This window comes from Kitasatospora sp. NPDC058190 (assembly GCF_042883685.1).
GTDB lineage: Bacteria > Actinomycetota > Actinomycetes > Streptomycetales > Streptomycetaceae > Kitasatospora.
Genome location: NZ_JBHVVI010000067.1, coordinates 1 through 25,641, shown reverse-complemented (window position 1 = coordinate 25,641; position 25,641 = coordinate 1). Strand labels below are relative to the sequence as shown.

Annotated in this window: 23 protein-coding genes and 2 pseudogenes; 8 read left to right on the top strand and 17 right to left on the bottom strand. The window is 72.2% G+C overall.

From position 1 onward, the window contains the following. Positions 1 to 69 precede the first annotated feature (69 nt). Positions 70 to 1,008 carry a hypothetical protein gene (locus ACFVWU_RS27385; protein ID WP_387625819.1) on the top strand — a complete coding sequence of 313 codons (939 nt, stop codon included), beginning with the start codon at positions 70 to 72 and terminating at the stop codon, positions 1,006 to 1,008. 116 nt (positions 1,009 to 1,124) lie between these two features. Here ACFVWU_RS27385 and ACFVWU_RS27380 read toward each other — a convergent pair whose 3' ends face one another. Further along, the gene (locus tag ACFVWU_RS27380; protein WP_387625817.1) at positions 1,125 to 1,766 is read right to left on the bottom strand and encodes a TetR/AcrR family transcriptional regulator; all 642 of its coding nucleotides are present in this window, start codon (positions 1,764 to 1,766) and stop codon (positions 1,125 to 1,127) included. A gap of 108 nt (positions 1,767 to 1,874) precedes the next feature. Here ACFVWU_RS27380 and ACFVWU_RS27375 point away from each other — a divergent pair. Beyond that, a pseudogene (locus ACFVWU_RS27375) lies at positions 1,875 to 2,213 on the top strand (alcohol dehydrogenase catalytic domain-containing protein); the annotation flags it as partial. A gap of 77 nt (positions 2,214 to 2,290) precedes the next feature. On the opposite strand, the pseudogene ACFVWU_RS27370 reads toward ACFVWU_RS27375, so the two are convergent. Continuing rightward, positions 2,291 to 2,362: pseudogene (locus ACFVWU_RS27370) on the bottom strand (hypothetical protein); the annotation flags it as partial. Here ACFVWU_RS27370 and ACFVWU_RS27365 point away from each other — a divergent pair. Continuing rightward, entirely contained in the window at positions 2,328 to 2,915 is a 588-nt protein-coding gene (locus ACFVWU_RS27365) for a zinc-binding dehydrogenase (protein ID WP_387625862.1), read from the top strand. The pseudogene ACFVWU_RS27370 and the gene ACFVWU_RS27365 sit on opposite strands and share 35 nt — an antisense overlap. Positions 2,916 to 3,028: 113 nt before the next feature. Next, positions 3,029 to 3,493, top strand: coding sequence for a hypothetical protein (locus tag ACFVWU_RS27360; protein ID WP_387625815.1), 465 nt, complete (start codon positions 3,029 to 3,031; stop codon positions 3,491 to 3,493). 63 nt (positions 3,494 to 3,556) lie between these two features. Here the strand turns inward: ACFVWU_RS27360 and ACFVWU_RS27355 are convergent, their stop codons facing one another. The 5 genes from ACFVWU_RS27355 to ACFVWU_RS27335 all read right to left on the bottom strand — a co-directional run bounded on the left by ACFVWU_RS27355 (position 3,557) and on the right by ACFVWU_RS27335 (position 11,618). Continuing rightward, a complete protein-coding gene (locus tag ACFVWU_RS27355; RefSeq protein WP_387625813.1) occupies positions 3,557 to 4,480 on the bottom strand; it encodes a SigB/SigF/SigG family RNA polymerase sigma factor in 924 nt (307 codons plus the stop codon). A gap of 112 nt (positions 4,481 to 4,592) precedes the next feature. After that, complete coding sequence (locus ACFVWU_RS27350; protein ID WP_387625811.1) at positions 4,593 to 5,030, bottom strand: ATP-binding protein; 438 nt, start codon at positions 5,028 to 5,030, stop codon at positions 4,593 to 4,595. Positions 5,031 to 5,207: 177 nt separating this feature from the next. After that, positions 5,208 to 7,466 (bottom strand): SpoIIE family protein phosphatase, encoded by a 2,259-nt coding sequence (locus ACFVWU_RS27345; protein WP_387625809.1) that lies wholly within the window; start codon positions 7,464 to 7,466, stop codon positions 5,208 to 5,210. A gap of 19 nt (positions 7,467 to 7,485) precedes the next feature. Continuing rightward, on the bottom strand, positions 7,486 to 11,052 hold the full coding sequence (locus tag ACFVWU_RS27340; protein ID WP_387625807.1) for a HAMP domain-containing protein: 3,567 nt from the start codon (positions 11,050 to 11,052) through the stop codon (positions 7,486 to 7,488). A gap of 176 nt (positions 11,053 to 11,228) precedes the next feature. Next, complete coding sequence (locus tag ACFVWU_RS27335) at positions 11,229 to 11,618, bottom strand: STAS domain-containing protein (protein WP_387625805.1); 390 nt, start codon at positions 11,616 to 11,618, stop codon at positions 11,229 to 11,231. Between the two features lie 257 nt (positions 11,619 to 11,875). Between ACFVWU_RS27335 and ACFVWU_RS27330 the strand changes: the two genes are divergently transcribed. Further along, complete coding sequence (locus ACFVWU_RS27330; protein WP_387625803.1) at positions 11,876 to 12,634, top strand: maleylpyruvate isomerase family mycothiol-dependent enzyme; 759 nt, start codon at positions 11,876 to 11,878, stop codon at positions 12,632 to 12,634. Between the two features lie 26 nt (positions 12,635 to 12,660). Here the strand turns inward: ACFVWU_RS27330 and ACFVWU_RS27325 are convergent, their stop codons facing one another. The 9 genes from ACFVWU_RS27325 to ACFVWU_RS27285 all read right to left on the bottom strand — a co-directional run bounded on the left by ACFVWU_RS27325 (position 12,661) and on the right by ACFVWU_RS27285 (position 21,917). Next, positions 12,661 to 13,926, bottom strand: a complete 1,266-nt coding sequence (locus tag ACFVWU_RS27325) for an NAD(P)/FAD-dependent oxidoreductase (RefSeq protein ID WP_387625801.1) — start codon at positions 13,924 to 13,926, stop codon at positions 12,661 to 12,663. A 269-nt stretch (positions 13,927 to 14,195) separates the two neighbouring features. After that, a complete protein-coding gene (locus ACFVWU_RS27320; protein ID WP_387625799.1) occupies positions 14,196 to 14,987 on the bottom strand; it encodes an inositol monophosphatase family protein in 792 nt (263 codons plus the stop codon). Positions 14,988 to 15,059: 72 nt separating this feature from the next. After that, positions 15,060 to 15,977: an alpha/beta fold hydrolase gene (locus tag ACFVWU_RS27315; RefSeq protein ID WP_387625797.1), complete on the bottom strand. Its 918-nt coding sequence runs from the start codon at positions 15,975 to 15,977 to the stop codon at positions 15,060 to 15,062. Between the two features lie 598 nt (positions 15,978 to 16,575). Then, the gene (locus ACFVWU_RS27310) at positions 16,576 to 17,142 is read right to left on the bottom strand and encodes a hypothetical protein (protein ID WP_387625795.1); all 567 of its coding nucleotides are present in this window, start codon (positions 17,140 to 17,142) and stop codon (positions 16,576 to 16,578) included. Further along, complete coding sequence (locus ACFVWU_RS27305; protein WP_387625793.1) at positions 17,139 to 18,530, bottom strand: hypothetical protein; 1,392 nt, start codon at positions 18,528 to 18,530, stop codon at positions 17,139 to 17,141. The genes ACFVWU_RS27310 and ACFVWU_RS27305 overlap by 4 nt, the downstream gene beginning before the upstream one ends. Continuing rightward, the gene (locus tag ACFVWU_RS27300; protein WP_387625791.1) at positions 18,527 to 19,336 is read right to left on the bottom strand and encodes an ABC transporter ATP-binding protein; all 810 of its coding nucleotides are present in this window, start codon (positions 19,334 to 19,336) and stop codon (positions 18,527 to 18,529) included. The genes ACFVWU_RS27305 and ACFVWU_RS27300 overlap by 4 nt, the downstream gene beginning before the upstream one ends. 32 nt (positions 19,337 to 19,368) lie before the next feature. Then, positions 19,369 to 20,196 (bottom strand): zf-HC2 domain-containing protein, encoded by an 828-nt coding sequence (locus ACFVWU_RS27295; RefSeq protein ID WP_387625789.1) that lies wholly within the window; start codon positions 20,194 to 20,196, stop codon positions 19,369 to 19,371. Next, entirely contained in the window at positions 20,193 to 20,753 is a 561-nt protein-coding gene (locus ACFVWU_RS27290; protein ID WP_387625787.1) for an RNA polymerase sigma factor, read from the bottom strand. Before ACFVWU_RS27290 ends, ACFVWU_RS27295 begins: the two co-directional genes overlap by 4 nt. 390 nt (positions 20,754 to 21,143) lie before the next feature. Then, positions 21,144 to 21,917: an aminoglycoside adenylyltransferase domain-containing protein gene (locus tag ACFVWU_RS27285; RefSeq protein WP_387625785.1), complete on the bottom strand. Its 774-nt coding sequence runs from the start codon at positions 21,915 to 21,917 to the stop codon at positions 21,144 to 21,146. A gap of 163 nt (positions 21,918 to 22,080) precedes the next feature. On the opposite strand from ACFVWU_RS27285, the gene ACFVWU_RS27280 reads away from it, so the two are divergent. Next, the gene (locus tag ACFVWU_RS27280; RefSeq protein WP_387625783.1) at positions 22,081 to 22,434 is read left to right on the top strand and encodes a hypothetical protein; all 354 of its coding nucleotides are present in this window, start codon (positions 22,081 to 22,083) and stop codon (positions 22,432 to 22,434) included. A 312-nt stretch (positions 22,435 to 22,746) separates the two neighbouring features. On the opposite strand, the gene ACFVWU_RS27275 is transcribed toward ACFVWU_RS27280, so the two are convergent. Next, positions 22,747 to 23,319 carry a hypothetical protein gene (locus ACFVWU_RS27275; protein WP_387625781.1) on the bottom strand — a complete coding sequence of 191 codons (573 nt, stop codon included), beginning with the start codon at positions 23,317 to 23,319 and terminating at the stop codon, positions 22,747 to 22,749. A 1,066-nt stretch (positions 23,320 to 24,385) separates the two neighbouring features. Between ACFVWU_RS27275 and ACFVWU_RS27270 the strand changes: the two genes are divergently transcribed. Together ACFVWU_RS27270 and ACFVWU_RS27265 are read left to right on the top strand one after the other, a co-directional pair. Beyond that, complete coding sequence (locus ACFVWU_RS27270; protein ID WP_387625779.1) at positions 24,386 to 24,952, top strand: hypothetical protein; 567 nt, start codon at positions 24,386 to 24,388, stop codon at positions 24,950 to 24,952. A gap of 169 nt (positions 24,953 to 25,121) precedes the next feature. Next, positions 25,122 to 25,487, top strand: coding sequence for a hypothetical protein (locus ACFVWU_RS27265; RefSeq protein ID WP_387625777.1), 366 nt, complete (start codon positions 25,122 to 25,124; stop codon positions 25,485 to 25,487). Positions 25,488 to 25,641 lie beyond the last annotated feature (154 nt).

The following is a 25,641-nucleotide window of genomic DNA, read 5'->3' as shown; positions in this document are numbered from 1 at the left end:
TGGTGAGGTGTCGGCGCTCAAACAATGCACGGACAAACCTCCCACACCCTCACACTCGGGAGCAGACGCATGCGCAAGCCGTTCAAGGCCGCCGCCCACACCCTCACCGCGCTGGCCCTGGCCGCTTTCGGCACCACCACGCTGGCCACCGGAGCCTCGGCGCAACCCGCCCCGGCCCCAGCCCACTACGGGCTCAAGCCGCTCCACCCCGGCACCGCCCAGCGGTCGGCCGCGACCACCAACAACACCCTGTCGGTGCGCTCCAGCGCCACCCAGGGCGTGGTGTCCCCCACCCCGAAGGTGTACCTGGTCTTCTGGGGCTCGCAGTGGTCATCCGACCCGGCCGGGGTCGCCCCCGACATGCAGAACATGTTCAAGGGCCTCTACGGCAGCCAGGACACCTGGGGCACCATCCTCAACCAGTACTGCGAGGGCGTCGCCAGGGGCACCACCACCTGCGGCACCAAGGGCGTCCACGTCCAGCACCCGGCCTCCTCCCCGCTGGCCGGAGTCTGGTTCGACAACTCCGCCGCCGCGCCCGCCAGCGCGACCGCCACCCAGATCGCCGCCGAGGCCGGCAAGGCCGCCGCCCACTTCGGCAACACCACCCAGGCGCCCAACCTCAACGCCCAGTACGTGGTCGTCTCCGCCACCGGCACCCACCCGGACGGCTTCCCCAACTCGGGCTTCTGCGCCTGGCACGACAAGACCAGCAGCTCCTACGGCACCCTGGCCTACACCAACCTGCCGTACATCCCCGACAACGGCGCCGGCGCCTGCACCACCTTCACCGACGGCCGCCTGCTCTCCGGCATCGAGTCCACCGAGACCCACGAGTACGCCGAGACCGTCACCGACTTCTGGCCCAGCATCGGCTGGAACGGCGGCGGCGGCGAGATCGGCGACGAGTGCGAGAACCTCGACGCCTACGTCACCCTGAGCACCGGCACCTTCGACCTCCAGGGCCTGTGGTCCAACAGCGCCAACAAGTGCGTCACGCACGGCTGATCGGGTCGATCTGAAGCGCGGGTCCGAGCGGATCGGGCCCGCGCTTCCGTCGTCCCCGGGGCTGAGCGGCGGCGTGGACGGCGGCGGGTGGGAGACGTGGTCGCACCCGGCCCGGCTCATTCGGCCGTGAGGTGCGCCAGCGCGGTGATGATGCGGTCGGCGATGTCCGGCGGCCACGGGAAGGCGACCGTCACGGCCCGCTGGTGCGCCAGCCCGTGCAGGCCCAGCCACAGTGCGACGGCGTCCGCGGACACGTCGGAGCTGACGGCCCGGCCGGTGGTGACGCAGTCGTCCAGCGCCTCGGAGATCAGGCCCAGACACGCGTCGCCGAGGGTCTCCATGTCGTCGGCCGTCACGGAGGTGCCCTGCAGTGCGGGCATCCAGAGGCCGCCGAACATGGTGCGGTAGCGCTCGGGATGGTCCTGGGCGAACCCCAGGTAGGCGTGGCAGAGGGCGAACAGGCGCCGCCGGGGGTCCTCGCCGGCGGCGTCCACGGCGGCGCGCAGCTGTGCCTCCAGTTGGTCGAGCGCCTGCTTCACCACGGCCAGCATGATGGCCGGTTGATCCGGGAAGTGGCGGTAGATCGAGGGCGCGGCGATCCCGACGCGGCGGGCAACGGACCGCAGCGTGATGGCACCGTCGTTGCCGGTCTCGTCCAGCAGTTCCACCGCTGCGGTCACGATCTCCTCGCGCAGCCTGGCGCCTTCTCCACGGCGGTTGCGGGGGCGGGTCGGTGTTGTGGTCGGCTCGTCGTCCATGCCGTGAACTTACATCCGAGAACTTACGGGTACAAGGCTCTTGCGCGCCATAGAGTTACAGCTGTAACTTTACAGCCGTAACAGCAGCCGTCCGAAACGGAGTACGTCATGAACGGAACCGCCGTCACCCACGCCACCGAGGTCGTCCTGCCGGGCGCCGTCGACGTCAGCGGCCTGCAGCTCCGCACCCGCGAGCTCCCGCTCCCCGCCGCGGGCCAGGTCGCGCTGCGGATGGACGCGACCGGGGTGTCCTTCGCCGAGCAGCAGATGCGCCGCGGCAAGTACTACGACCAGCCGCCCTTCCCCTTCGTGCCCGGGTACGACGTGGTCGGCACGGTGGTCACCGTCGGCCCGGGGGTGGACGCCGCGCTGATCGGGCGCCGCTTCGCCGCCGTCACCAAGACCGGAGCGTGGGCCAGCCTCCTGCTGCTCGACGCCGCGGACCTGGTGGCCGTGCCCGACGGCGTGACGGCCGCCGCCGCCGAGACCCTGGTGGTCAACGGGGTCACGGCCTGGCAGATGCTGCACCGGATCGCCGCGGTGCCCGAAGGCGGGACGATCGTGGTGCTCGGCGCCAACGGCGGCGTCGGGTCCACGCTCGTGCAGCTGGCCCGGCACGCCGGGATCACGGTGATCGGCACGGCGTCGGCACGGCACCACGACACGGTGCGCGAGCTCGGCGCGACCCCGGTCGACTACCGCGACCCGGACGTGTACCGGCGGATCCGGGAGCTCGCGCCGCACGGCGTGGACGCGGTGTTCGACCACGTCGGCGGTGCCGGACTGAAGGAGTCGTGGCGACTTCTGCGCCGCCGCGGGGTGCTGGTGTCCTACGGCACTGCCGCCACGAAGGACGAGGACGGCAACTCACGGCTCCCGGTGCTGAAGCTGTTCGCCTGGCTGACGCTGTGGAACATCCTGCCCAACGGCAGGGCCGCGCACTTCTACAACTTCTGGGCGGGCAAGCGCCGCCGCCCGGACGCCTTCCGCGCCCGACTGCGCGAGGACCTCACCCAGGTGCTGACGCTGCTGGCCGACGGCGTGCTCACCGCACAGGTCGCCGCCGAGTTCCCGCTCGACGACGCCGCCGCGGCGCTCGCACTGGCCGAATCCCGCACCGTCGCGGGCAAGGTCGTCATCGTCCCGTAGCCGCGCGGCGGCCCTCTGCCGCCCACGACGCGCGGCACGGCTGAGGATGCGGCGGCCGGCGCACCGTGCGTACCTGGTCTTCGAACGGGTTGGAGCGATCGGCGGAGGAACCGATGGGCTTGCCGCTTTCCGCCGGCCACGTGCTGGTGCGCCTCGACGACGGCGCGCGCGAGGCCGCGGAGGCCGTCCTCGACCTGCTCGAAGGCGTCTTCCCGACCCACACCGGACGCGGGCTCACCCGGATCGGCAACGTGTGGGACTCGCCCCCCACCCTCACCCCGGAGGGCATCTGGACGGTGGCCGAGTCGCGGCCCGACGGCGTTTCGGCGATCCCCGTACCGGGCCCTGCGGTGAGCGCCTCGCAAGCCTTCGACGTGCACAGCCTCACGCCGCTGGAGGGCCGGACCGTACTGCCGGGCGAGATCACCGCGGAGCTGCTCGGCACCCCCGCGGACGTCGAGGCGATGCTGCGCACGATCGCCGACCTCTGCTCGGCGCGCGAGCAAAGCCGGGAGCGGCAGGGGCCGCAGCTGGCCGTGCGGCTGCGGCTCGGTCACGCCGTCGCCGAACCGAACTAGGCGCGCATCCTTGCGGAGCCGGTCGACGGTGGCCAGGGTCCAGCGCCGCGGGGTCCGGCGGCGTCAGGCCGGTTCCGCTTCCGCTGAAGGGTCCCGCCAGCCGGGTGCCTCCCGGTCCTCCAGCTGCCGGCGCAGCCGGGACAGGGTGGTGGCGAGCATGCGGGAGACCTGCATCTGGGAGACGCCGACCCGCCGGGCGATCTGGGACTGCGTCCAGCCGTCCCAGAAACGCAGTTTGAGGACGGTCTGCTCGCGTGGCGGCAGTTCGGCGAGCAGCGGACGGACGGCGGTGCGGAACTCGGCGAGTTCGATGCCGGGGTCGCAGTGGCCGAGACGGTCCAGCATCGCGCTGCCGGTCTCGTCGGTGTCGCCCTCCCGCAGTGCGTCCAGGGAATCGGATCGGTAGACCTGGCCGGCGACCAGTCCCTCCGTGACCTGTTCGAGGGTGATGTGGAGGTCCTCGGCGATCTCCTCCGGGTGCGGGAGGCGGCCGAGCCGCTGCTCCAGGCGGTCCGAACCGCGGGCGACGGTCAGGTGCAGTTCCTGCATGCTGCGGGGCACCCGGACGGGCCAGGAGGTGTCGCGGAAGAAGCGCTTGACCTCCCCGGCGATGGTGGGGACGGCGTAGGTGACGAACTCGACGCCGCGGCCCGGGTCATAACCGTCGACGGCCTTGATCAGGCCGATCGTACCGACCTGGAGGATGTCCTCCATGTCCTCGGCGCGGTGCCGGAAGCGGGCCGCGATGAACCGGACCAGGGGCATGTTGAGTTCGATGATCGTGCCGCGCACGTAGCTGTAGGCGTGGGTCTCGCGGACCAGACCGCCCAGGCGCTGGAAGAGCGCGTCGCTGAGTTCGCGTGCCTCCGCCTTGCCCATCACCCGCAGCTCCGCGGCGCTGGGGCGGGACGGGAGGTCGGACGGCGGGCGGGGCGGTGCGGCCGCCTCCCGGTCGGCGAGGTGGACTCTGCTGGGAGGGGTGGTCACGTGCTTCTCCTGCCCGTGCGGGCGGCACCCGGGGAGGGTGCGGGAGCGGTCGGCCGGTCACCGGCCGCCCTGTGGTGTATCTACCCGCCAGGGGCCTGCGGACACCGGGGGCTCAGCCCTCCGGTAGTCGCAGCTCGCACCAGACGGTCTTGCCGGGCCCCAGCGGTCGCCAGCCCCAGCACAGGGCCAGCCGGTCGAGCAGGTACAGGCCGAGGCCACCGCCTTCGTCGGGGCCGTGCGGGGGCGCGGGCAACGGGGGCCTCGGGCTGGCGTCACTGACCTCGATCCGCACCCGTCCGGGGCCTCTGACCAGCACCAGGGCGCCGGGTTCCCCGGCGTGGCGGAGGGCGTTGCCGACGAGTTCGGAGACCAGCAGGACGGCGTCGGCGACCACGAACGGGTCCGGTACCCCGGCCAGGAAGTCGGCGGTGAAGGCGCGCGCCTCGGCGGCGACTCCGGCCCGTGCCGGTAGCGGCAGCCACCGTGCCCAGGGCACGGTCGGGGGCGGTTCCGTGGTGGGGAACCGTACCCCGGCCGTGGTCGTGTGCATCCCTCGCTCCCTGGTGTTCGTGCTCGCCGTACGGACCGTGAGCGGTGCGGTCCGTGAGCGGTGCGGTCCGTGAGCGCGGTGCCGTCCGTACCCGATGCCCGGACAACTGCCGGATCCGGCTGTCGGCCCTCGCCACGTCGCGCCTACCCGAGCCACCCGGTCCGACACGCCGGGCGGTCACCCGGTCTGGACGGCGATCAGACAGGTGTCGTCGTCGGTGTCGGCGGGGCTGAGTTCCAGGAGCCGGTCGAGGTAGCCCTCCAGGTCCGGTCCGGGGGCGCCGGCGTCGCGGATCAGCTGGTCGACGGACTCCTCGACCGGGCGGTCCCGGCGCTCGACCAGGCCGTCGGTGTACAGCAGCAGGACGTCCTCGGGGGCCAGCCGGGCGGTGTGTTCCTCGTACTGGGCGTCGTCCAGGGCGCCGAGCAGGATGCCGTGCGGCAGCGCCAGCACCTCGGCGCCGTCCGGGCCGAGCCGGATCGGCGGCAGGTGCCCGGCCCGGGCCCAGCGCAGCGCGCCGTCAACCGGGTCCAGCAGGACGCAGACGGCGGTGGCGGTGACCTGGCCGGGCTCGCGCAGGGCCACCGTGTTCGCCCACTCCAGCAGCCGGGCCGGTCCCGCCCCGGTGACGGCGAGGCCGCGCAGGGCGTGCCGCAGCGCCACCATCCCGGTGGCCGCCTCGACGCCGTGACCGGCCACGTCGCCGACGGCCAGCAGCACCCGTTTGTCGGGCAGCGGCAGCACGTCGTACCAGTCGCCGCCGACCCGGTCGCGCTGGGCGGCCGGGCGGTAGCGAACGGCCGCGTGCAGGCCGGTGACGCCCAGCGGCGGCGGCGCGGCGGGCAGGATGGCCTGCTGGAGCCGCAGCGCCAGCTGGGCGCGCTCGGCCGACTCCTGCTCGCTGTCGGCCAGGCGGGCCCGGGTGGCGCCGAGCGCGACCTCGGTCCGGTGCTGGGCGGAGACGTCGTGGTAGGCGCCGCGGATCGCGGTGAGCCGGCCCGCGCTGTCGAGGACCGGTTCCGCGATCACCCGGGTGTGCCGGAGGGTGCCGTCCGGGCGGGCCAGCCGGAAGACCGCGGAGGAGGCCCGGTGCCCGTGCCGGACGGTGCTCACCAGGCGCCGTACGGCGGGGACGTCGTCCTGGTGGGCGTGCCCGACGATCCTGGCCAGCGGCACGGGCGGGGTGCCGGGCGGCAGGCCGAACAGCTCGTACAGGCCGGCGCTCCACAGGATCCGGCCGCTCTGCGGGAACTCCTCGAAACCGGCGACCCGGGCCAGCCGCTGGGCGTGGCCGAGGAGAGCGGTCTGTTCGGCCTCGTCGGCCCGCTCGGACTCCAGCCGCCACCCGAGCAGCAGCCGGTCGCCGAGCGGGGCGGCGGCGAGCAGGACGGTGGCGGGCAGGGCCCGTTCGCCCTCGCGGAAGACCAGCCGCATGCGTTCGGCGGGCAGCGGCGCGCCGGTCCGGTGCACCCGCACCAACTGTTCGAGCAGACCGCCGCCGACCGCGGTCGGGTAGCTCTCCAGCAGCGAGCCGCCCTCCAACGCCTCCGGGGGGCGGCCGAGCGGGTCCTCGAAGCCCGCGGCCGCCCGGACCACCGTGAAGTCGACCACCTGCCCGTCCCGCAGCACCGGTTCCAGCAGGAGCGCGGGGGTGAGCAGCCCGTCCAGGAGGTCGGCGGCGGCCTCGGGTGCGGCCGGGGCCGGCGGGGTGCCCAGCAGGGTCGCGCAGAGGTCGGCGAGGGCGTACAGCTGGCGGCGCTGGGAGGGACCGAGCGGGGCGGCGGGGAAGGCCTGTAGGACCTCCAGCGCGCCGCGTCGACGGCCGCCGTCGAGCAGCGGGAGGACGGCCCGGGCCGATCCGGCGCCGATCGACGGCGCCTCCGCGCCGGGGTCGCCCGGCCACAGGTCCGCACCGCCCGCGACGACCCGCTGGGCCGGGGTCGGGACACCCGGCGGCACCCTGCTCCACGCGGCCGCGTCGTCCGCGGACAGGCCGGCGTGCGCGGCCAGCGCCAGGGCGCCCCCGGGCAGCCGTTGCCACACGGCCACGGACCGGACGCCGAGCACCTCCCCCGTCTGCTCCAGGACGGCGTCGACGGCCTGCTGCAGGTCGGGAATGGCGGCCAGGGCGGGTGTCACGGCCGGCCCGCAGTACGGCGCCCCGGCGAGCGGTTGGACGGTGTCGTCGGGGAGGGCGACGAGGTCGGCGGCCAGGGCCACCACCGGGACGCCCGCGTCCCGGGCGAGTCGGCCGAGGCGGGCGGCGGCCTCGGCGGGAACCACCCCCAGGCGTTCGGCGAGGATGCCGGTGGCGAGGTCGACGGTGGAGCGCGCCCGGGCTTCCGCCCGCATCCGCTCGGCGTCCCGCTGGAGTCGGCGGACGGTCGCCGCGAGGGCCCGGGCGGTGCCGTCCGACGGCTCGTCCGCGCCGGTCATGAGGGGTCCAGCCGGTCGGTCATGAGGGGTCCAGCCAGTACCGGATCCGGTCGAGCAGGTGGGTGGTGTCGACCGGCTTGGTGATGTGGTCGTCGGCTCCGGCGGCGAGGCTCTTGTCCTGGTCCCCGGGCATGGCCTTGGCGGTGACGGCGATGACCGGCAGGCGGGCGAAGCGCTCGTCGGCCCGGATGGCGGCGATCGCGGCGTAGCCGTCCAGGCCGGGCATCATCACGTCCATCAGGACGAGGTCGGTCTCCGGGTGGGCCCGCAGCAGGCCGAGTCCGGCGGCGCCGTCGGCGGCGTGCAGGACGGTCAGGCCGTGCTGTTCCAGGGCCGCGGCGAGCGCGAAGACGTTGCGGACGTCGTCGTCGACGATCAGCGCGGTCCGTCCGGTGAGCGCCGCGCCCGCCTGCCCGGTGGCCGGGTCGGGGTGGGGGCGGCGACCGCCCAGCAGGTGGACGACGCGCTCGCTCAGGTCGTCCAGGCCGCGGGTGGTCTCCACCCCGGCGATCGAATCGGGCGTGTGGCCGGACCGGTACCCGAGGACCGGGGGGCCGTCCGCCAGGGCGTCCAGCAGTACGGGTGCGAGCTCGGCGGAGCCCGCCAGGTCGAGCACGGCGCAGCGGTACGGGCCCTCGTCCAGCGCGGCGCGCAGTTCCGCGGCGTCCCCGGCACTGGTCACCCGCGCGGCCGGGAGGGGGCTGCCCGAGGCGGCCACGGCGGCCCGGGTGAGCAGGGTGAGCAGGGCCGGTGCGTCGGGCTCGACGACCAGCACGGCGGGCTCGGTCTCGGCCGCGCCGTCCGGGCGTTCGGGTCCGGCGAGCGGCAGGTGGAGGGTGAATCGGCTGCCCCGCCCGGCGGTGGAGCGGACGGTGAGGGTGCCGCCGAGCAGCCGGGCGAGCTCCCGGCTGATCGACAGGCCGAGGCCGGTACCGCCGAAGCGCCGCGCGGTGGAGCCGTCGGCCTGTTGGAAGGCACCGAAGACGGCGTCCAGTTGGTCGGGGTCGATGCCGATGCCGGTGTCCTCGACGTGGAAGGCCACCGCCGCTTCCGCCCGGCCGAGTTCAGGCGGCAGGTTCGGGGCCTCGACGCGCTCGATCCGCAGCTCGACCCGCCCGGTGTCGGTGAACTTGACCGCGTTGGACAGCAGGTTGCGCAGCACCTGGCGCAGCCGCGCCTGGTCCGTGACGATCCGCTCCGGGACGCTCCGGTCGACGACCGCCTCGAAGGCCAGGCCCTTCTGGTCGGCCAGCGGCCGGAAGGCGGATTCGACGTACTCCAGCAGCTTCCGTACGGGGAAGGGCTCGGGGGCCGTCTCCATCTTCCCGGCCTCGACCTTGGAGAGGTCGAGGATGTCGTTGATGAGCTGGAGCAGGTCGGTGCCGGCCGAGTGGATGACGCCCGCGTACTCGACCTGTTTGGGGGTGAGGTTGCCGCCGGAGTTCTGGGCGAGCAGTTGGGCGAGGACGAGCAGGCTGTTGAGCGGGGTGCGCAGTTCGTGGCTCATGTTGGCCAGGAACTCGGACTTGTACATCGAGGCGAGGCTCAACTGCCGGGCGCGTTCCTCCAGTTCCTGGCGGGCCTGCTCGATCTCCAGGTTCTTGGCCTCGATGTCCCGGTTGCGCTGGGCGAGCAGGGCGGCCTTGTCCTCCAACTCCGCGTTGGAACGCCGCAGTTCTTCCTGTCCGGCCTGCAACTCCTCGGACTGTGCCTGGAATTCGGCGGTGAGCCGGCGGGATTCGGCGAGCAGTTCGTCGGTGCGGGCGTTGGCGAGCAGGGTGCCGATGTTGACGCCGCAGGTCTCGGCGAAGCGTTCCAGGAAGTCGCGGTGGACCTGGGTGAACGCGTGGACGGAGGCGAACTCCATGACGCCGAGCAGCCATTCCTCCAGCATGACGGGCAGGACGACGAGCGAGCGGGTCTCGACGGCTCCGGCGCCGGAGCCGATGACGGCGTAGCCGGGCGGCAGGTCGTCGACGGTGATGATCCGCCGGCTGCGGGCGGCCTGGCCGACCAGGGACTCCCCCAGCCGCACCCGGAGCTCCTGCCCGGCGGGGCGGCCGTAGGCGCTGATCAGGGCCAGCTCGGGGCCGTCCTCGCTCTCCTCGGCGAGGAAGAACGCGCCGTATTGGGCCCCGATCAGCGGCGTGAGCTCGTCGGTGATCATCTCGGCGACGGCCTGGATGTCCCGCCGGGCCTGGATCGCGGCGGAGAACCGGGCCAGGTTGGTCTTCAGCCAGTCCTGTTCCTGGTTGGCCAGGGTGGTCTCGCGCAGCGACTCGACCATGGCGTTGATGTTGTCCTTGAGGTCGGCGACCTCGCCGGAGGCGTCCACGCTGATCGACCGGGTCAGGTCGCCGGCCGCGACCGCGCTGGTGACCTCGGCGATCGCCCGGACCTGCCGGGTGAGGTTGCCGGCCAGCTCGTTGACGTTCTCGGTGAGGCGCTTCCAGGTGCCGGACACGCCCTCGACCCGGGCCTGGCCGCCGAGACGCCCCTCGCTGCCGACCTCCAACGCGACCCGGGTGACCTCGGCCGCGAAGGAACCCAGCTGGTCCACCATGGTGTTGATCGTCGTCTTCAGCTCCAGGATCTCCCCGCGCGCGTCCACGTCGATCTTGCGGGTGAGGTCGCCCTCGGCGACCGCCGTGGTCACCTGGGCGATGTTGCGCACCTGGCTGGTCAGGTTGCCCGCCATGGAGTTGACGTGGTCGGTGAGGTCCTTCCACGTCCCGGCGACGTTCGGTACCCGGGCCTGGCCGCCCAGAATGCCCTCGGTGCCGACCTCCCGGGCCACCCGGGTCACCTCGTCGGCGAAGGCCGAGAGGGTGTCCACCATGGTGTTGATCGCGTCGGCGAGGGCGGCCACCTCGCCCTTCGCCTCCACGGTGATCTTCCGGGAGAGGTCGCCCCGGGCGACGGCCGTCGCCACCTCGGACATCGAGCGGACCTGGCCGGTGAGGTTGGAGGCCATCACGTTGACGTTGTCGGTGAGGTCCTTCCAGGTGCCGGAGACGCCCCGGACGGTGGCCTGCCCGCCCAGGTTCCCGGCCGTGCCGACCTCCCGGGCCACCCGGGTCACCTCGTCGGCGAAGGCGGACAGCTGGTCGACCATCGTGTTGATGGTCTCCTTCAGCTCCAGGATCTCCCCACGCGCGTCCACCCGGATCTTCTGGGTGAGGTCGCCCTCGGCGACCGCGGTGGCGACCTGGGAGATGTTGCGCACCTGGCTGGTCAGGTTGCCCGCCATGGAGTTCACCGAGTCGGTCAGGTCGCGCCACGTCCCGGCGGCGCCCGCGAGGGTCGCCTGGCCGCCGAGTCGCCCCTCGGTGCCGACCTCGCGGGCCACCCTGGTCACCTCGTCGGTCACCCGGGCCAGCTGGTCGGCCATGCCGTTGAAGACCTCGGCGATCTCCCCGAGCACCCCCGGCCGGTCGGGGGTGAGCCGGGTGCGGAAGTCCCCGTCGCGCACGGCTGTGAGCCCGGCGAGCAGCTGCCGCAGGGCCTGCTCGGCCGGAGCGGCCACTGGCGCGCCGGGTACGGGATCGCCCTCGGCCGGCGCGCCGGGTACCGGATTCTCGTCCATCCTGTCCCACCGCCCGGATCCGTCACGGACGGCGTGCGCGCGGGGCGCTCGCCGACGCCAGGGGCGGTGGTAGGCCGCCCTGCTCCCACTCTGCCACCGCACGCCGGGGCGTGCGAAGGCGCTGCGCGCTGCCGCGGCGCGGGCGCTCGATCGGGCCGCGCCCGGTCGCGCCGCGCTCAACCGGGCGGGGTGTCCCGGATCGGGAAGGCATCGGTGGCGCCGGTGAGTTCGAGCATGCGCAGCACCAGCGCCCGCGGGCGGGCCAGTTCGATCCGGCTGCCGTCGACCGCCGCCCGGGCCTGCGCGCGCAGCAGGGTGTTGAGCCCAGTGGAGTCACAGAACTCCAGGCCCGCGCAGTCGACCACCACGACGGTGGCCGGCACGGCCAGCGCGGTGCCGAGGACCGCGCGCAGCCCGGCGACCGAGTCGAGGTCGAGTTCGCCGTACAGGGCGAGGACGGTCCCCTCGGCCCAGGGCGAGACCTCCACCGTGAACCTGCCGGGCGGCGCGTCGGGCGCGAGGTCCAGGTCCCCGGTCCACCCTGTGGGCGGTTTCCTCGGGGCCACGATGCCCTCCTTCCTCCTGCGGACAGCCCCCGAAGCGCGACTGTCCGCTGTGCGGCGTCCGAAACACCCGGAGCGCGGGAAAGTCCGGGGGATCCGGCCCGACCGGGTGGAATCACCGGGGGCACCCCAGAGATACTTGACAAGCTCAACCTTTCAGGCCTAGCGTGCGCCCTCGGAAATTGCTTCACGCCATGAAACATCGAGCGCGCAGACCGTCCCGAAGCGCCGCGAGACCCGCACCCCCGGAGACCACGTTCATGACCCCGCTCGACCACAGCGCCGCCGTCGCCGCCGAGACCACCCGCTTCGTCGCCTCCGTGCGGCAGGCCGACCCCGCCCTCCCGGTGCCGACCTGCCCGGACTGGACCCTCGCCGACCTCATCCGCCACGCCGGCAGCGTGCAGCGCTGGTTCACCGTCCTGCTGCAGCAGCGGATCCAGGAACCGCCGCGCAGCCGCGAGGTCGACCTGCGACTGCCCGAACAGCCCGAGGAGTACCCGGCCTGGCTGGCCGAGGCCGCCGAGCAGGCCGCCTCGACCTTCACCCGGACCGACCTCGACGCGCCGATGTGGGCCTGGGGCGCCGACCAGCACGCCCGGTTCTGGGTGCGCCGGATGCTGTTCGAGACCCTCGTCCACCGCGTCGACGCCGAACTCGCGCTCGACCTCCACCCCGACATCGAGCCGGCCGTCGCGGCCGACGGTGTGGCCGAGTTCCTCACCAACCTGCCCTTCGCCGCCTTCTTCGCCCCCGGCACCGCCGAACTGCGCGGCGACGACCGGACCATCCGCTTCACCCGCACCGACGGCGACGGCGACTGGCTGGTGCGCCTGCGTCCCGACGGCTTCGGCCTCGACCCGCACGGCGCGGACGCGACCGCCGACGCCACCGTCCGGGCCACCGCCGCCGACCTGCTGCTCCTGCTGTACCGGCGCCTCGACCACACCGCCGAGCGCGTCGAGCTGTCCGGGGACGACGAGCTGCTGGCCCTCTGGTTCGCCAACTCCGCCTTCTGACCAGCGGCGGTCCTGGGGCCCTTCGGTCAGCGCAGCGGATCGAAGGGCCCCAGCTCGGCCGGGCGACGCCCGGTCACGATCGCCTCGGCGAGCAGTTGCCCGGTGGCCGGGCCGAGGGTCATGCCCCACATGCCGTGTCCGCCGGCGGCGAAGACCCGTGGTGAGCGGGTGGCGCCGATCAACGGCAGACCGTCCGGGGTGCAGGGTCGCGAGCCGACCCACTCGTCCTGGCGCGCCTCCAGATCGGCGCCGCGCAGCATCGGCCGCGCGGCCTCGACGATGGCCCTGATCCGGCGGCGGTCCAACGGCGCCCCGGGCTTGCGGAACTCCATCGTCCCGGCGACCCGCAGCCGCTCGCCCAGCGGCGTGCAGGCGACCCGCTGGGCCGGGAAGTACAGCGGGTCGGCGGGCAGGTGCTCGACCGGCACGCTGAAGCTGTAACCTCGGCCGGCCTGTACGACGGCGCGGACGCCGAAACTGCGGCCGAGGTCACCCAGCCACGCGCCGCCGGCCAGCACCACCACGTCGTACGGCTCGTGGGCGCTTCCAGCAGCGAGCACGTCGACGCCGCGGGCACGGTCGCGGACGTCGGTGACGGCCGTACCCGTGCGGATGTCCCCGCCTCGCCCGCGCACCGAGTCAGCCAGGGCGAACACGAACCGCCCGGGGTCGAGGAAGCGCTGGCCGTGCAGCCGGACGGCCGCGCCGACCTCGCCGGACAGCGCGGGCACCAGGGCGCGCGCCTCGTCGCCGCTCAGCAGGTCGTACTCCAGCTTCTGGCCGGCCCCGTGGATGTGCTCGATCTCCTCGATCAGCACCCGGCGCTCCCCCACACCACGGTAGGCAGCCAGGAAGGCCCCGGCCTCGACCGGCCTCGCCTGGACGCCGCCGGCGGCCAGGGCGTCGAATCCGGCCAGGGCCCGGCGGTTGATCGGCACCAGCGCGTCCATCGCACGCTGCCAGCGGCCGGCCGTGCTGTGCCGGACGAATCCCGCCAGGAACCTGAGCAGCCTCGGGTCCGCGCTCGGCGGCACGTAGACCGGCGAGGACGGGCTGAACGCCGCGCGCAGGCCGTACTTGAGCACGGCGGGTTCGGGCAGCGGCGTCGCCAGGCCCGGGGTCAGCCACCCGGCGTTGCCCCAGGACGCGCCCGCGGCCACCTGCCCGCGCTCGTACACGGTGACCTCGACCCCGAACTCCTGCAGGAACCAGGCGGTGGACAGGCCGATCATGCCGGCCCCGACGACGGCGACGCGCCGTGGCGGCGAGTCGGGCGCTGCGGAACGGGCCATCGGTTCGCTCCTTCTGTGGCTGCACGGGTCTGTGCCCGCACCGGTTCGTGGCTGCACCGGTCTGCTGCTCCCGCGACGGGAAGCGTTCTCCATACTGGGCCTGGCCGCCCCCACCCTGGTGCCGGGCGGCCGATTCCGGCCCGCCGGGTAGTGCGCCGGGCACAACGGGTGCCGCAGACTGTCCGGACGAACCAGCCGCCCGCGTTCCCCGCCGGACCGGAGGTCACCGGGTGGCGGGACGCCTGCCGGGGCGTCGCGCTCTCGGGACCTCAGGGACGGATCATCGACATCAGCTGTTCGTGGGTCTCGCCGTCGGCCGCCACGACGAGCCCGCGGCCCGCTTCGCCGAGCGGGCCGCCGTCGATCCCGGTGACCACGCAGCCGGCCGCCCGGCACAGGGCGATCCCGGCGGCGAAGTGCACGCTCCCGGACAGGTCTCCGCCGTCGGTGACGTACGCCGCGCGCTTCCCCGCCGCGACCCAGGCCAGCGCGAGCGACGTGGAGACGACCCGCGGCCGGAACCCCGCGACGAAGCCGGGTTGGGCCAGCAGGTCCACCGCCCGGAACGTCTCCGCGTGGGGGAAGGGAGGGTCCAGGTTGACGTCCACGAGCCGGGTCGCGGCCGTGGGCTCCAGTCGGGCGTCGGCGCCCTCGCTCCGCACCCAGGCGGTCTCGCCGTCGGTGAAGAACACCTCGCCGCTGAACGGGTCGGCGACCGCGGCCGCACCGCCGCGCAGCGCCACATTGACGGCCACCAGCATGCCGCCGACGGCGTAGTTGAGGGTGCCGCACAGGGGATCCACCAGCCACTGGCGCGCGGACTGCGCCGCCCCCTGCTGCCCGCCCTCCTCGCCCAGCACGGAGTCATCGGGCCGAGCGGCTCGGATGACCCCGAGGATCGCCTGCTCCGCCTCGACGTCCGCAGCCGTGGCGAAGTCCCCCGCGCCCTTGTCGATCCGAGTGAGCCGCCGGCCGTACATGCCGCGCACCACACTCGCGCCGGCCCGGGCCGCCGCAATCGCGACGCCGGAATCGTCAAGGCCCTCATACGAGTTGATCATATGTCGCAGGATAGCGGCGCCGGTCGCACCGCTCACCGCCGGGCTCGGCCGGGCAGGCCCGATCGAGCAAGCTCAATCGGGCAGTCCCAGGATCGCCTCGGCGAAGGCCTCCGGCGCCTCCTGCGGGACGTTGTGGCCCACCCCGGGCAGGGTCCGCACCTCGCACGGGCCGCTGAACCGCTCGGTGCTGGTCTGATCCGCAGCGGGGATGACGCCGTTCTCCTCGCCCACCAGCACCACCGTCGGCACCGCGATCGACGGCCGAGCGGCCAGCGCCTCCTCCAGGTCCTGGTAGCGCGGATCGCCTTCGACCAAGCCGAAGCGGTGGCGGTAGGAGTGAATCGCGACGTCCACGAAGTCCGGGTTGTGCAGACTGACCGCCGAGGCGGCGAAGGCCTCCTCAGCCTGCGGCCAGGTCGGAGACCAGAGCCGCCAGAGCAGCCCGCACAGCTCCTCACGGTTCCGCTCCAGCCCCTGGCGGCCGCGCTCCGAGTGGAAGTAGTACTGATACCAAAGGTTGCGCTCCGCCTCCGGTACGGCGGGCTCCATCGCGCGGGCGATGTCCTGGACGGTGTAGCCGCCCGCCGCGACCAGGCCGTGGATCCGCTCCGGCCACAGCGCCGCCGCCGCACAGGCCGCGCGGCCGCCCCAGTCATAGCCGGCGACCAGGGCACGCTGGATCCCCAGCGCGTCCATGAACTCCACCAGGTCCTGCGCGAGCGCGGCCTGCTGACCGCTGCGCACGGCCCCCTCGTCCAGGAACCGGGTCGGCCCGTACCCGCGCAGGTACGGCACCAACACCTCCCGGCCGGCCTCCGCGAGCAGCCGCGCCACCTCGTCGTAGGCCCGCACGTCGTACGGAAAGCCGTGCAGAAGAATCACCGGAGCATCGGTCCTCCGCTGGCGCTCGCCAGCCCGGTGGTAAGCGATCTCCAGCACCGGCGTCGTCACGCGGTGCAGCGCGTACAGTTCGTGGGAACTCGCAGTCATCCGGCCATGCTCGCACGCCTTCGGAGCAACTGACCAAAGGTCAGCAGCGGTCCCCACCAGCCCCGGCTACGGCCCCGGCCGGCAGGGCAGCAGCGACGCCGCGCCCTCATGAAGGTCGTGAGCATCCATCGCCCCCGAAAATGGACGGGCCCTTCCGCCCCGCGTCTGTCAGGGACACGGACCGTCAGGACCCGGATCACGACCTACTGGGTCAACCTTGGCTCTTCCTGGCAGACACTCGCACCCGCGTCACCCAATCAGGTGGCTCCCGTTCTCACCGCGGATCATGGAACTGCACCGTCGAATCGCCGTGTTCGGTGCGGGCTACGCGCAGGCCGGTCTGCGGAGAGCCTCCTGCGGCGCCGACTGTGACCGGTCGAGGTAGTTGCCACTGGATCCCTTCGACGACCCGGGGCCAGTCGTCCCGTTGGGCACGGTAGTTGTCACCGTCTGGACGTGGAAGTTGTCACCTGTGTTGAGCTTGCCGGCCATCTGTCATCTGAGTGCAGGAGGGCCGAGTCGGACGCCCGGCCTTCAGTGCTGAGCGCTTCGGTTGGCGAGCTTCGCCAACCGAAGCGCTCAGCGCGGGGCGTGTCCGTTACCGTCTCGGGCCTGCTGCGGCGTACAGCACGGTGCCGGTCGCCAGCAGGGCCCACGCGGTTGCGGCGGACGCCGTCGTGGCGGGGGAAATGATCATCCAGCTGCCCACCTCTCCCGCGATGCCGGCCGGAACCGGGACGAGGAGGGTGAACGCGAGCCAGCCGATCGGCAGGGTCCATGCGAACTGTGCCCCGCACAGCACCGCCCCGAGCGCGGCCAGGCCGACCAGGCCCGCGCTGTCCCGGACGACGAGCGCGGCCGGGGCGAGCTCCGGACCGGCCGCCTGGACCGCCAGCAGCGCCGCACCGGCGACCGCGCCGGCCAGCAGCACGTGCGCCGCCCGCCGGGGCATCCACCGGATCGCGGCCGTGCGATCCAGCGCGGCATCCTGCCCGCCGAGCCCGACGGAAGCGGCGGCCACGTTCGCGGTGAGGACCAGGACCGCGATCCCCAGGTCCACCGATCCCGGACCGTCGAGGGCCCACACCGCCAGCGCGACGAGCGCGACCGCGGCGGCAGAGGTGGGCACCTGCCGTGAACGCGCGTACAGCATCAGCCATCTCATGCGGATGTCTCCCCTGTCAGCGCCGCGATTTCGTTCTTGCAGGAGAGCGCGGCGGCATGCGCCTGGGCGATCCGCGAGCGCTGCTCGGCGGGCGGCAGGGCCGTCAGCCGCTGCCAGGCGGCGTCGGCGTCCGCCCACGTACGCTGCGAGTACGCGTAGGTGTCCGGCCTCTGCAGCGGTTCGAACTGGTGATAGCCGAGGGCCCAGCTCGCGGCGATGCTCTGTGCGGGGATGTCGGCCTGCCCCCCGCCCTCCCAAGCGGTGCGCGGTGCGCAGTTCGGTGCCAAGCCCTGGGCGACCAGGACGCGGGTCAGCTCGTCGCCTGACGCCTTGGCGATCAGCGGGTCGTCGAAGTCGACCAGCACCACGTCGCCGGAGAGTTCGCGGTTGTCGCCGAGCGCGCGCAGCTCGGTGTCTTCCCGCACCGAGTTCGGCGCCTCGTCACCGAGGGCGTCGTGCAGCACGCGCAGCGCCTCCTTGCCGCGCGGCGCGAGTTCGGGCAGGTGTGAGCGGTTTGCCTGCGTCACGCATACCGGCCCGTCGCACACCAGGGTGGCGGCGGCCTTGTCGACGACATAGGTGTCGCGCGCGGCGGCCGGGAGGATCAGCAGGGCCAGGGCCGCGCCGGCCAGGACGGGGGCCACCGCGAGCAGCCGGGCCCGGCGGGTGGCGGCCGACAGCAGTGCGAGTCCGGTGGCGAGCAGGCCGAGCAGCCAGAGCGTCTGGCCGAGGTGCACGGAGCCGGACAGGGTCAGCAGCATCTCCCGCGGCTCCGCGGTCACCGGGAACAGCAGGGCGAGCCGGTTCGGCGCGCTGCTCGACGGCAGTGCCCCCTCATTGCTCTGCCGCAGGAAGAGGGCCGTCAGCAAGAACAACACCGTCAGGGCCGGCGGGGTGAGCACGGAGGGAACGGCCCGGGCGACGCCCATGCCGAACACGGCCCCCGCGACGAGGGACAGCGCCGCCACCAGCGAGATCGGCAGCCAGCTGAGACTCGTGTAGGTGGTGGCGCCGAGCGCCACCCGGACTCCGCCCACCAGGACGAGGAGGCCGAAGCCCGACGCCAACGCCAGTGCCATCGCACCGGCCGGCAGCGCCGCACGGCGCCAGGCCGGCAGCGGCGTGGTCGTCAGCAGTTCGGCCGTCCGCGCGCGGGAGTCGCGCAGCCCGTACACCGCTCCCATGCCCACCACGAGCGGCCACCAGAAGCCCAGCAGGTACCGGGTCCACAGGGCCATGGAGGTCCACTGGGCCGTCCACCCCGCGGCGCCCTTCCACCAGATCCCGTCGATCAGACAGAAGACCGCCAGGCTGCCCGCCAGCACGACGACGCCGGGCCACGGGGCGACGGAGCGCTTCAGTTCGATGCGCAGGACACGTCCGTTCACCAGGTGCCTCCCCGCTGACCGGAGTTGCGCAGCAGCGCCGAGTAGCCGCGCTCCAGGGGGCTGTCGCCCGGGTGGTCGGGGCCGCCCGCCGCGGCCAGGCCGTCCGGCGTGCCCTGGAAGACGAGGCGGCCCTCGGCGAAGAGCACCACGTCGGAGCAGGCGGCCGCGACGTCCTCGACCAGGTGGGTGGAGACGACCACACAGGTGTCGCGGCCCAGTTCCTGGAGCAGCTCGCGGAAGCGCAGTCGCTGCGCCGGGTCCAGGCCGACTGTCGGCTCGTCCAGCAGCAGCACCGCGGGGTCGTTGACGATGGCCTGGGCGATGCCGGCCCGCCGCACCATGCCGCCGGACAGGGTCTTCATCCGATGGTCGGCGCGGTCCGCCAGGCCCACCCGCTCCACGGCCCGCTGGACGGCCCCGGGGACGTCCGCCTTCGGAACCTCCTTCAACCAGGCCATGTACTCGACGAACTCACGCACCGTGAAGCGCTTGTAGTAGCCGAAATCCTGCGGCAGGTAGCCGATCCGGCGACGCAGGGCCCGGTGGTCGACCATCCCGCCCACGGAGGTGCCGAGCATCTCCAATTCGCCCTCGGTGGGGCGCAGCACGGTGGCCAGTGTCCGGATCAGGGTGGTCTTTCCCGCTCCGTTGGGCCCCAGGAGGCCGTGGGTGCCGATGCCCAGGGAGAGGTCGAGCCCGTCGACGGCCATCTTCTTGCGTCCGACGCGTACTCGCAGGCCGCTGGCCCGGATCTCCCAGGCGTAGGTTTTCGGCGCGATGTCGGCCGCGCTCGTGGTGGGCGTCATGCGGTGGTGCCTTTCGAGGGTCGATGATGGTTTCACAGCGTTGAGTACGCGTTTCTGCGGGCGATCACGGCGCCGATGCCGAGCGCGAGGAGCAGCCCCCACACGGGCAGCTGGTCCGGCTGCAGGACGAGCCGCAGGACGAGGGGGACGTGGCCGGTGGTCCACGCGGGTACCACGGCGACGGCGCCCCACGTGACCAGCAGCCCGGTGGCGGCGCGGGTTACGCCGACCACGCTGCCCAGCGCCAGGGTGGTGGAGGTGAAGGCCAGGGAGGGCAGCAGCCACTGCGCGGCCGTCATCGTTCCGGTCAGCCATCCCCCCACCAGGAGCCCGGGGAGGACCACCACGAGAACCGCCGTGGTGCGCCTGAGGAGCAGGGGCAGGCCGGCCCGGGCGGTCGAGGCCGTCAGTTCGTGCGCCGGGTCCAGGCCGCGCGACCACGATGCGGCGACACCACACAGCGGCAGCACAGGCGCGATCGCCAACACGGGGGAGGTGTCGCCGAAGAACGTCGGCGGCGCGACCGCGTCCAGCAGGAGCGCCATCAGGGTGACGACGCCGGTCATGGCCAACCACGGGGCCATGACCGGCGTCAGCCAGGCCGAGACCCACCTCGGGCGGTGTCGCCGCGAGGGCGCCCGGACGGCCGCGTCCAGCTGCGGTTCCAGACCGGCCCGGACGGTGTCGAGGAGCGCGGCGATGCCGGGCGCCCCGGTGGCGACACAGGCCGCCAGGTGACTCCGGCACAGCGCGCACGTCTCCAGATGGGCCTCCAACGCCCATACCGTGTCCGCGGCCATCGCCGCGTCACCACGCGCGTAGTCGTCGATCAACCGCATCGACGCGTGTTCCCCGCTCATGACAGCGCCTCCCGCATCGCGATCCGGGCCCGGCGGGCACGGGTCTTGACCGTGCCTTCGGGCAGTCTGAGCAGAACGGCGGTCTCCCGCACCGAAAGCCCGTCGAGCACCATGGCCTGCAACACCTGCCGCAGTTCGGGCGCCAGTCGCCGCAGCGCGTCGCCGACCTCGCCGCCGACGGTCGCGGCGAGTGCCTCCTCCTCCGCCGCGGGCACCACCGCCCGCTCGGCGGCGGCGACCGGCGGTTCGGCGTGGTGGGCACGGCGCCGGAACGCGTCGACGAGGCGGCGCGCCGCGATCGTCCACAGCCACCCGACGGCCGTCCCGCCGACCGCGCTCCCGGCGAACGCGCCGGCCGCGCGCCACACCGCCAGATAGGTCTCCTGCATGACCTCGGCGACGATCTGCTCGTCCGCGCAGCGGCGGCGCAACCGCACCGCCAGCCACGGCGACGTGCGCCGGTACAACTCGTCGAACGCCCCGCGGTCACCTCTGGCCACCAGCCGGACGAGGCGCTCCTCGTCCAGTTCGTCCAGTGCTCTCCTGCGTGATCTCACACAGGCCAGACGCCCGATGAGGCGCGCAGGTTCTGCGCCTGACGTGACCTGCGTCACGGCGCCACGCGCGGAGGACTGCGATCCGAGCAATTGTCAATAGTTGTGGATCGGGTGGTGGGTGATCAGGCTGCGGCGGCTTCCGCTCGCTCGACCAGGATGCCGTTCTCGGACTTGGCGCCGGCGCTGACCAGGGCGACGAGTGAGTAGGGTGTTCTGTGAGCCTTTGACCTCCAATAAGCAATCTTGACCGCTTGTCGGATGAGTTTGACCCGCCGTGCAGGGTGAACCGGGAGTGGCCTGTGGGGAATACACGCGGAGCAACGGTGTGATGATCCAGGCCCTGCCGGCCCACGTCCCTGACGGGAGGGGTCCGGCCGGGCCCGGCTCCGTTCAGCCGGCGAAAGACTCCGCGTAGACACCGAAGGCGTACATCGCTTCGAGGCTGCCCGGCCGTGGCGGGTCGGTCGGGTCCCAGCCCAGCTCCCGGTCCTGGATCACCTGGGTGAGCAGGGGGCGCCAGCGCGGGTCAAGGGTTTCGCGCGCCCATTCCAGTGCGCCGCGCTTGGAGGCCACCTCGCCGGTGTGCAGGGTGAACAGTGCCCGGCAGTAGGTGGTCACGGCATAGCGCTGACTCCAGGCCATGTCGAAGCGGGCCCAGGTCCGCAGGTCTTCCATGAGGCCCGGCAGCATCTCGCGCATCGATTCGCGCAGGGCCTGGGGTGGCACTGCGTCGACGAGGTCGGTGACCGGGGGGCCGGCGAGGGTGATTCCGTGGTTCCTGAGGATCCAGCGGGTGTGCGGGCTGTTGCAGTGGGCGTCCCAGATCAACTCGCGGTGGCCGTGGTCGCAGAACAGCCACGGTGTTCCGAGCCCGGCGACGGCGCGCAGGGACGTGGTGTCCGCGTAGGAGCCCTCCAGGTGCTTGGTCCAGAAGCCCGGACGGGTGGGAATCTCGTCGTGGAGCCGGCGGAGCTCTGCCTCTGTGGCCCTGGTGGGCAGGACGGAAGTGGCAACGATGAAGTCGCAGTCGCTGTGCAGGTCTCCGGCGCCCAATGCGAAGGAGCCCTGCAGGTAAGCACCGACGAACGTGTCGCCGAGGATGCCGCGGACCGCGTGGACGAACTCGTCCAGGAGCGCGTCCAGCTCCCGGTATGGGGTGAACATGGTGGATCTCCATACCCGTTGAAGTGGAAGGGGCTCACGGGCGCGGCGGAGATGAACGGGACGTGCCGCCGCGTTCAGGCGCGGCGGATCTGCCCTGCGGCGAAGCAGTACGACGTCATAGGATGGACGGTAGCCGTCGTTCCTCTACCGTCACCGCGACTTGTTGACGCAGATCCACACGGCCGAGCGAGCCCCTGCCGACGACGCCGTGGCGGGAGCCGGAGTCTCACGGGCCTCGTTGATGGCGGACCTTGCCGCAGCCAATGAGCGCAATTCCCGGCTGATGGGTCGGATCACCCAGCTGGAGCAACGGCTGTCGCAGATGATGGGCGAGCAGATCTGGCGGGAGTCCGGTCTTGGCACCGCTGACGGAGTTGAGAAGCTCCAGCAGAGGATCGTCCAACTCGAGCAGCAGAAGGGCGACCTCAAGCTCAAGTTGGAGGAAGCCCAGGAAGATCTGGAGGCCGCTAGAGCGACGAACCGCGAGCTGACCAGGGCACTCAACCAAACGGGGTGACCAGAACGGCGAGGCCGCCCCGCCCATCCGGAGCGGCCTCGCCGTCTGCGCGATGGCGTCCCGTGGAGTGGTGTAGCAGGGATCTTGGTGTAACGCTGCCCCCGTGCCCACGTCGCGAAGGGTGACACTGCCGGTCAAGGTCGCAACTGCCTGGAGCGCCAGATGGCCTGACCTCATGGCCCAAACGACGGGGCGGCTGGGTGAACCACACCTACTACCCCTTTCTGGGGTACTTCGGTCAGGTCTCTTCGGACCGGTGCGCCAGGTCGCAGGGGTCAGCGTCGGCCCCCACCTCGCGGGGTGCATCGGGAATCAGGGGAGGGCTCCGAGGCACAACAGCCCGATGAACCCCAGCACGGACCCGGCGGTCGTCACCACCAGCGCCAGCCAGAGAGCCTCCCAGGCCCGCCTGGCCCGTTGTCCCCAACGGGGGTGGGTGATCGCCAGGGCCCGCGGACCGCACCAGAGGCGGACGGTCTGCAACAGGCCGCGCAGGCCGCCTGCCACCATGGCCGTGGCCAGACTGTCGAAGAGCAGGGAAACGAGGGCCGAGGCCACGCTGGGCTGCTCGCAGTCACGCCCCCAGCACCGCAGCTCCAGCCGCCCGGCGGCATCGGGCGCGGGATGCGGGTTGTCCAGCGTCAGGTTCCAGCTCGCGGAACCCACGTGAATGGTCCCGGCACACTTGGTGTCCGTGCTGCTGCCCTTTGTGACCTTGAAGGTCTGGGTGACGCAGTGGTCGGCGACCTGGAAGGTGGCGTGCTCGCCGAACACGCCGGCCGTCAGGCCGAGCTGAATGGTGAAGACCGGGAGGAACCGGCCGCCGACCACCAGCCCCAGTAGGCCCAGGGCTGCCAGTCCCAATCCGCCGAACACGCGCTTCATCGTCCCCCGATATGTCGCCAGAGTGCACCGTCGCCTCGAAGGTCGTTTTCGAGGCGACTCGGAGGGTAGCGCAGGGCCGTTGTCGGTGGGGCGCCGGTCGAGTTGTCACAGACATTGGCCTCAACGTTGACCAGGACCAGGATCAGGTTGCCGCTGCCGCGACCCCGCCATGTGTGGCGCTGGCGCGGTTGGACCGGCCCACTGTGTGGGGGGCGGGCAGGTTCACTGTGGGACCACCAGCCCGAATAGGGCGTTGGCTCCAGGTCCCCCGGCTTGGCTGCTCATGTCAAGCCGGGGCTGCAAGCACCTACACGCTGTCACCCGCGGTCGACTCCGGCGACCGCTTCAAAAGGTCATCGATGTTCACCGACGCATCGAACGGGCTGACCAGCCGACGGTCCGGTTGGATGCCTCGCTCCACGAGGTCGTCGATGGCACTGCGCTTCCAGACAATGCCCAAATCACCGCCCTCTACGATGCGGCCGCTATAGATCCCGATCAGGTCGTACGTCCACGTGTCAGCCGTCTGTATGTCCCCCCTCGGAGGTGCGGAAGTCGGTGAACTCGGCAGCGGAGAAGACGACGGGAGACCCGGACTGCCCGCACTGCCAACAGCCGATCACCATCGTCTCGTTGCTGGCCACCCCAGAGGCCGCGCGACCCACGATGCCCCACCTCCGCACCGACGTCATCCCTCTACGGAGAACCCCGTGACCGAGCCAGTCCTCCGCACCCACGCGGCCGACTTCAGCTGACCCTCACCGATCACCAGGCCCCGGCGACCTGACGGTCGCCGGGCTCTAATCCTCCTTGCGTGAACTCCTATCACGCATCGGGCAGGAGGGAAGGCGGTCGGCCGGGTCCAGCTCCGGGCGGTGATCGAGTAACCCTCGGACTGACACTCCATCACGAAGTCTTGCCCGATCGGACCAGGATCGGTGGAGAATCTCTGACATCTGTTCGAACCGCCCAGCCCGGAGGAGCGGCGTGAGTTCAGACGTGGCCGTCCAGGTCTGAACACACAAGCGGCGCTCGACCAAGCAGCCCACCGTGAAGGAGACGTGACGTGCCTGTCCCATGGGACCTCTTGATATCCACCGCGGGTGGCGTCACCGCCACCATCGTGGGCGTCGTCGCGGGCGGTGTCGTCGGAAGGCACAGCCAGAACCGGAAGTGGCTCCAGGAGAGTCGGACCGCCGCCTACGAGCGATTTCTGCAGGCGTTCGGCGCCATAGAGATGGAGCATCGTGAGGCGTTCCTCGAACAGCGCCGACCTGCGGCCGAGTGGGGACCGTTCAATGCAGCAATCCAGTCCCTGAGCCTGGTGGCCAGTCGCGAGGCCGCTGACGAGGCTGAGCGGCTCTGCGAGGTCATCGAGGACTTCACCATCCTCTTCCACGGTCGCCAACCGACTGATCTCGAGGAGCTCCGGCCGTTCCATACCGCCTTGCACGAGGGGCACTTGAGATTCGTCAACGCGGCCCGACGCTCACTCGATGGTTCCCAGGAACGTCTTGCACGGGCTCTTGGTGGTCCGTCGCCGTGGCGCGGCGTCGAGTCCTTCTATGCCCGGGGCGGCGAGGCCGAACCCAAGAACCAACCGTCGCCGGTCCAGTCGCCCAGACACCCATGAGCACTCAGCATGCCGCTGATCGCTCCCCACCATCCCCACTTCGTTGAGCATCGAATGAACTGGAGCGACCAGCAGCCCTGGCCATTTTCGACCGTCCTCATCAGCGATCAGGAACGCTGAGAAGAACGGCACCCCGATCAGCGTCTCCGGCATCGCCCGCCAGACCCGAGTGGACCGTACGTTCCTCTACCGGCACCGTGACCTGCTCGCGCTCGTGCACGCTGCCGAGCGTGAACCCGCCGGCCACGACCTGGCCGGCGGCTCGCCGGTCACCCGCACCTCGCTGCAGGCGGATCTGGCCAACGCCCAGGCCCGCAACACCCGCCTGACAGCCCGCATCCAGCAAATGGAGAGACGACTCTCCGAAGCCCTGGGGGAGCAAGCCTGGCGAGAGTCCGGCCTCGGCGCCCCGCCGACATCGACGAACTCCAGCGCCAGATCACCCGGCTGGAACAGCACAACGTCGAGCTGGCCGCCGCATTGGAGGAGGCCCGGGCGGACCTCGACGCCGCACGAACAGCGAACCGGGATCTGACCCGGGCCCTCAACCAACGCAACTGAATCGACTTTAGGCCGTTCCGTCGACCCGCTTGCCGCTGCGGGTCGGTTGCCATATGAGTGGGGCGGCGGCCGGATAGGCCGGGGCCCCCACAAAAACCGCGGTTGGGGGGCTCCCGACCGCTGCATTA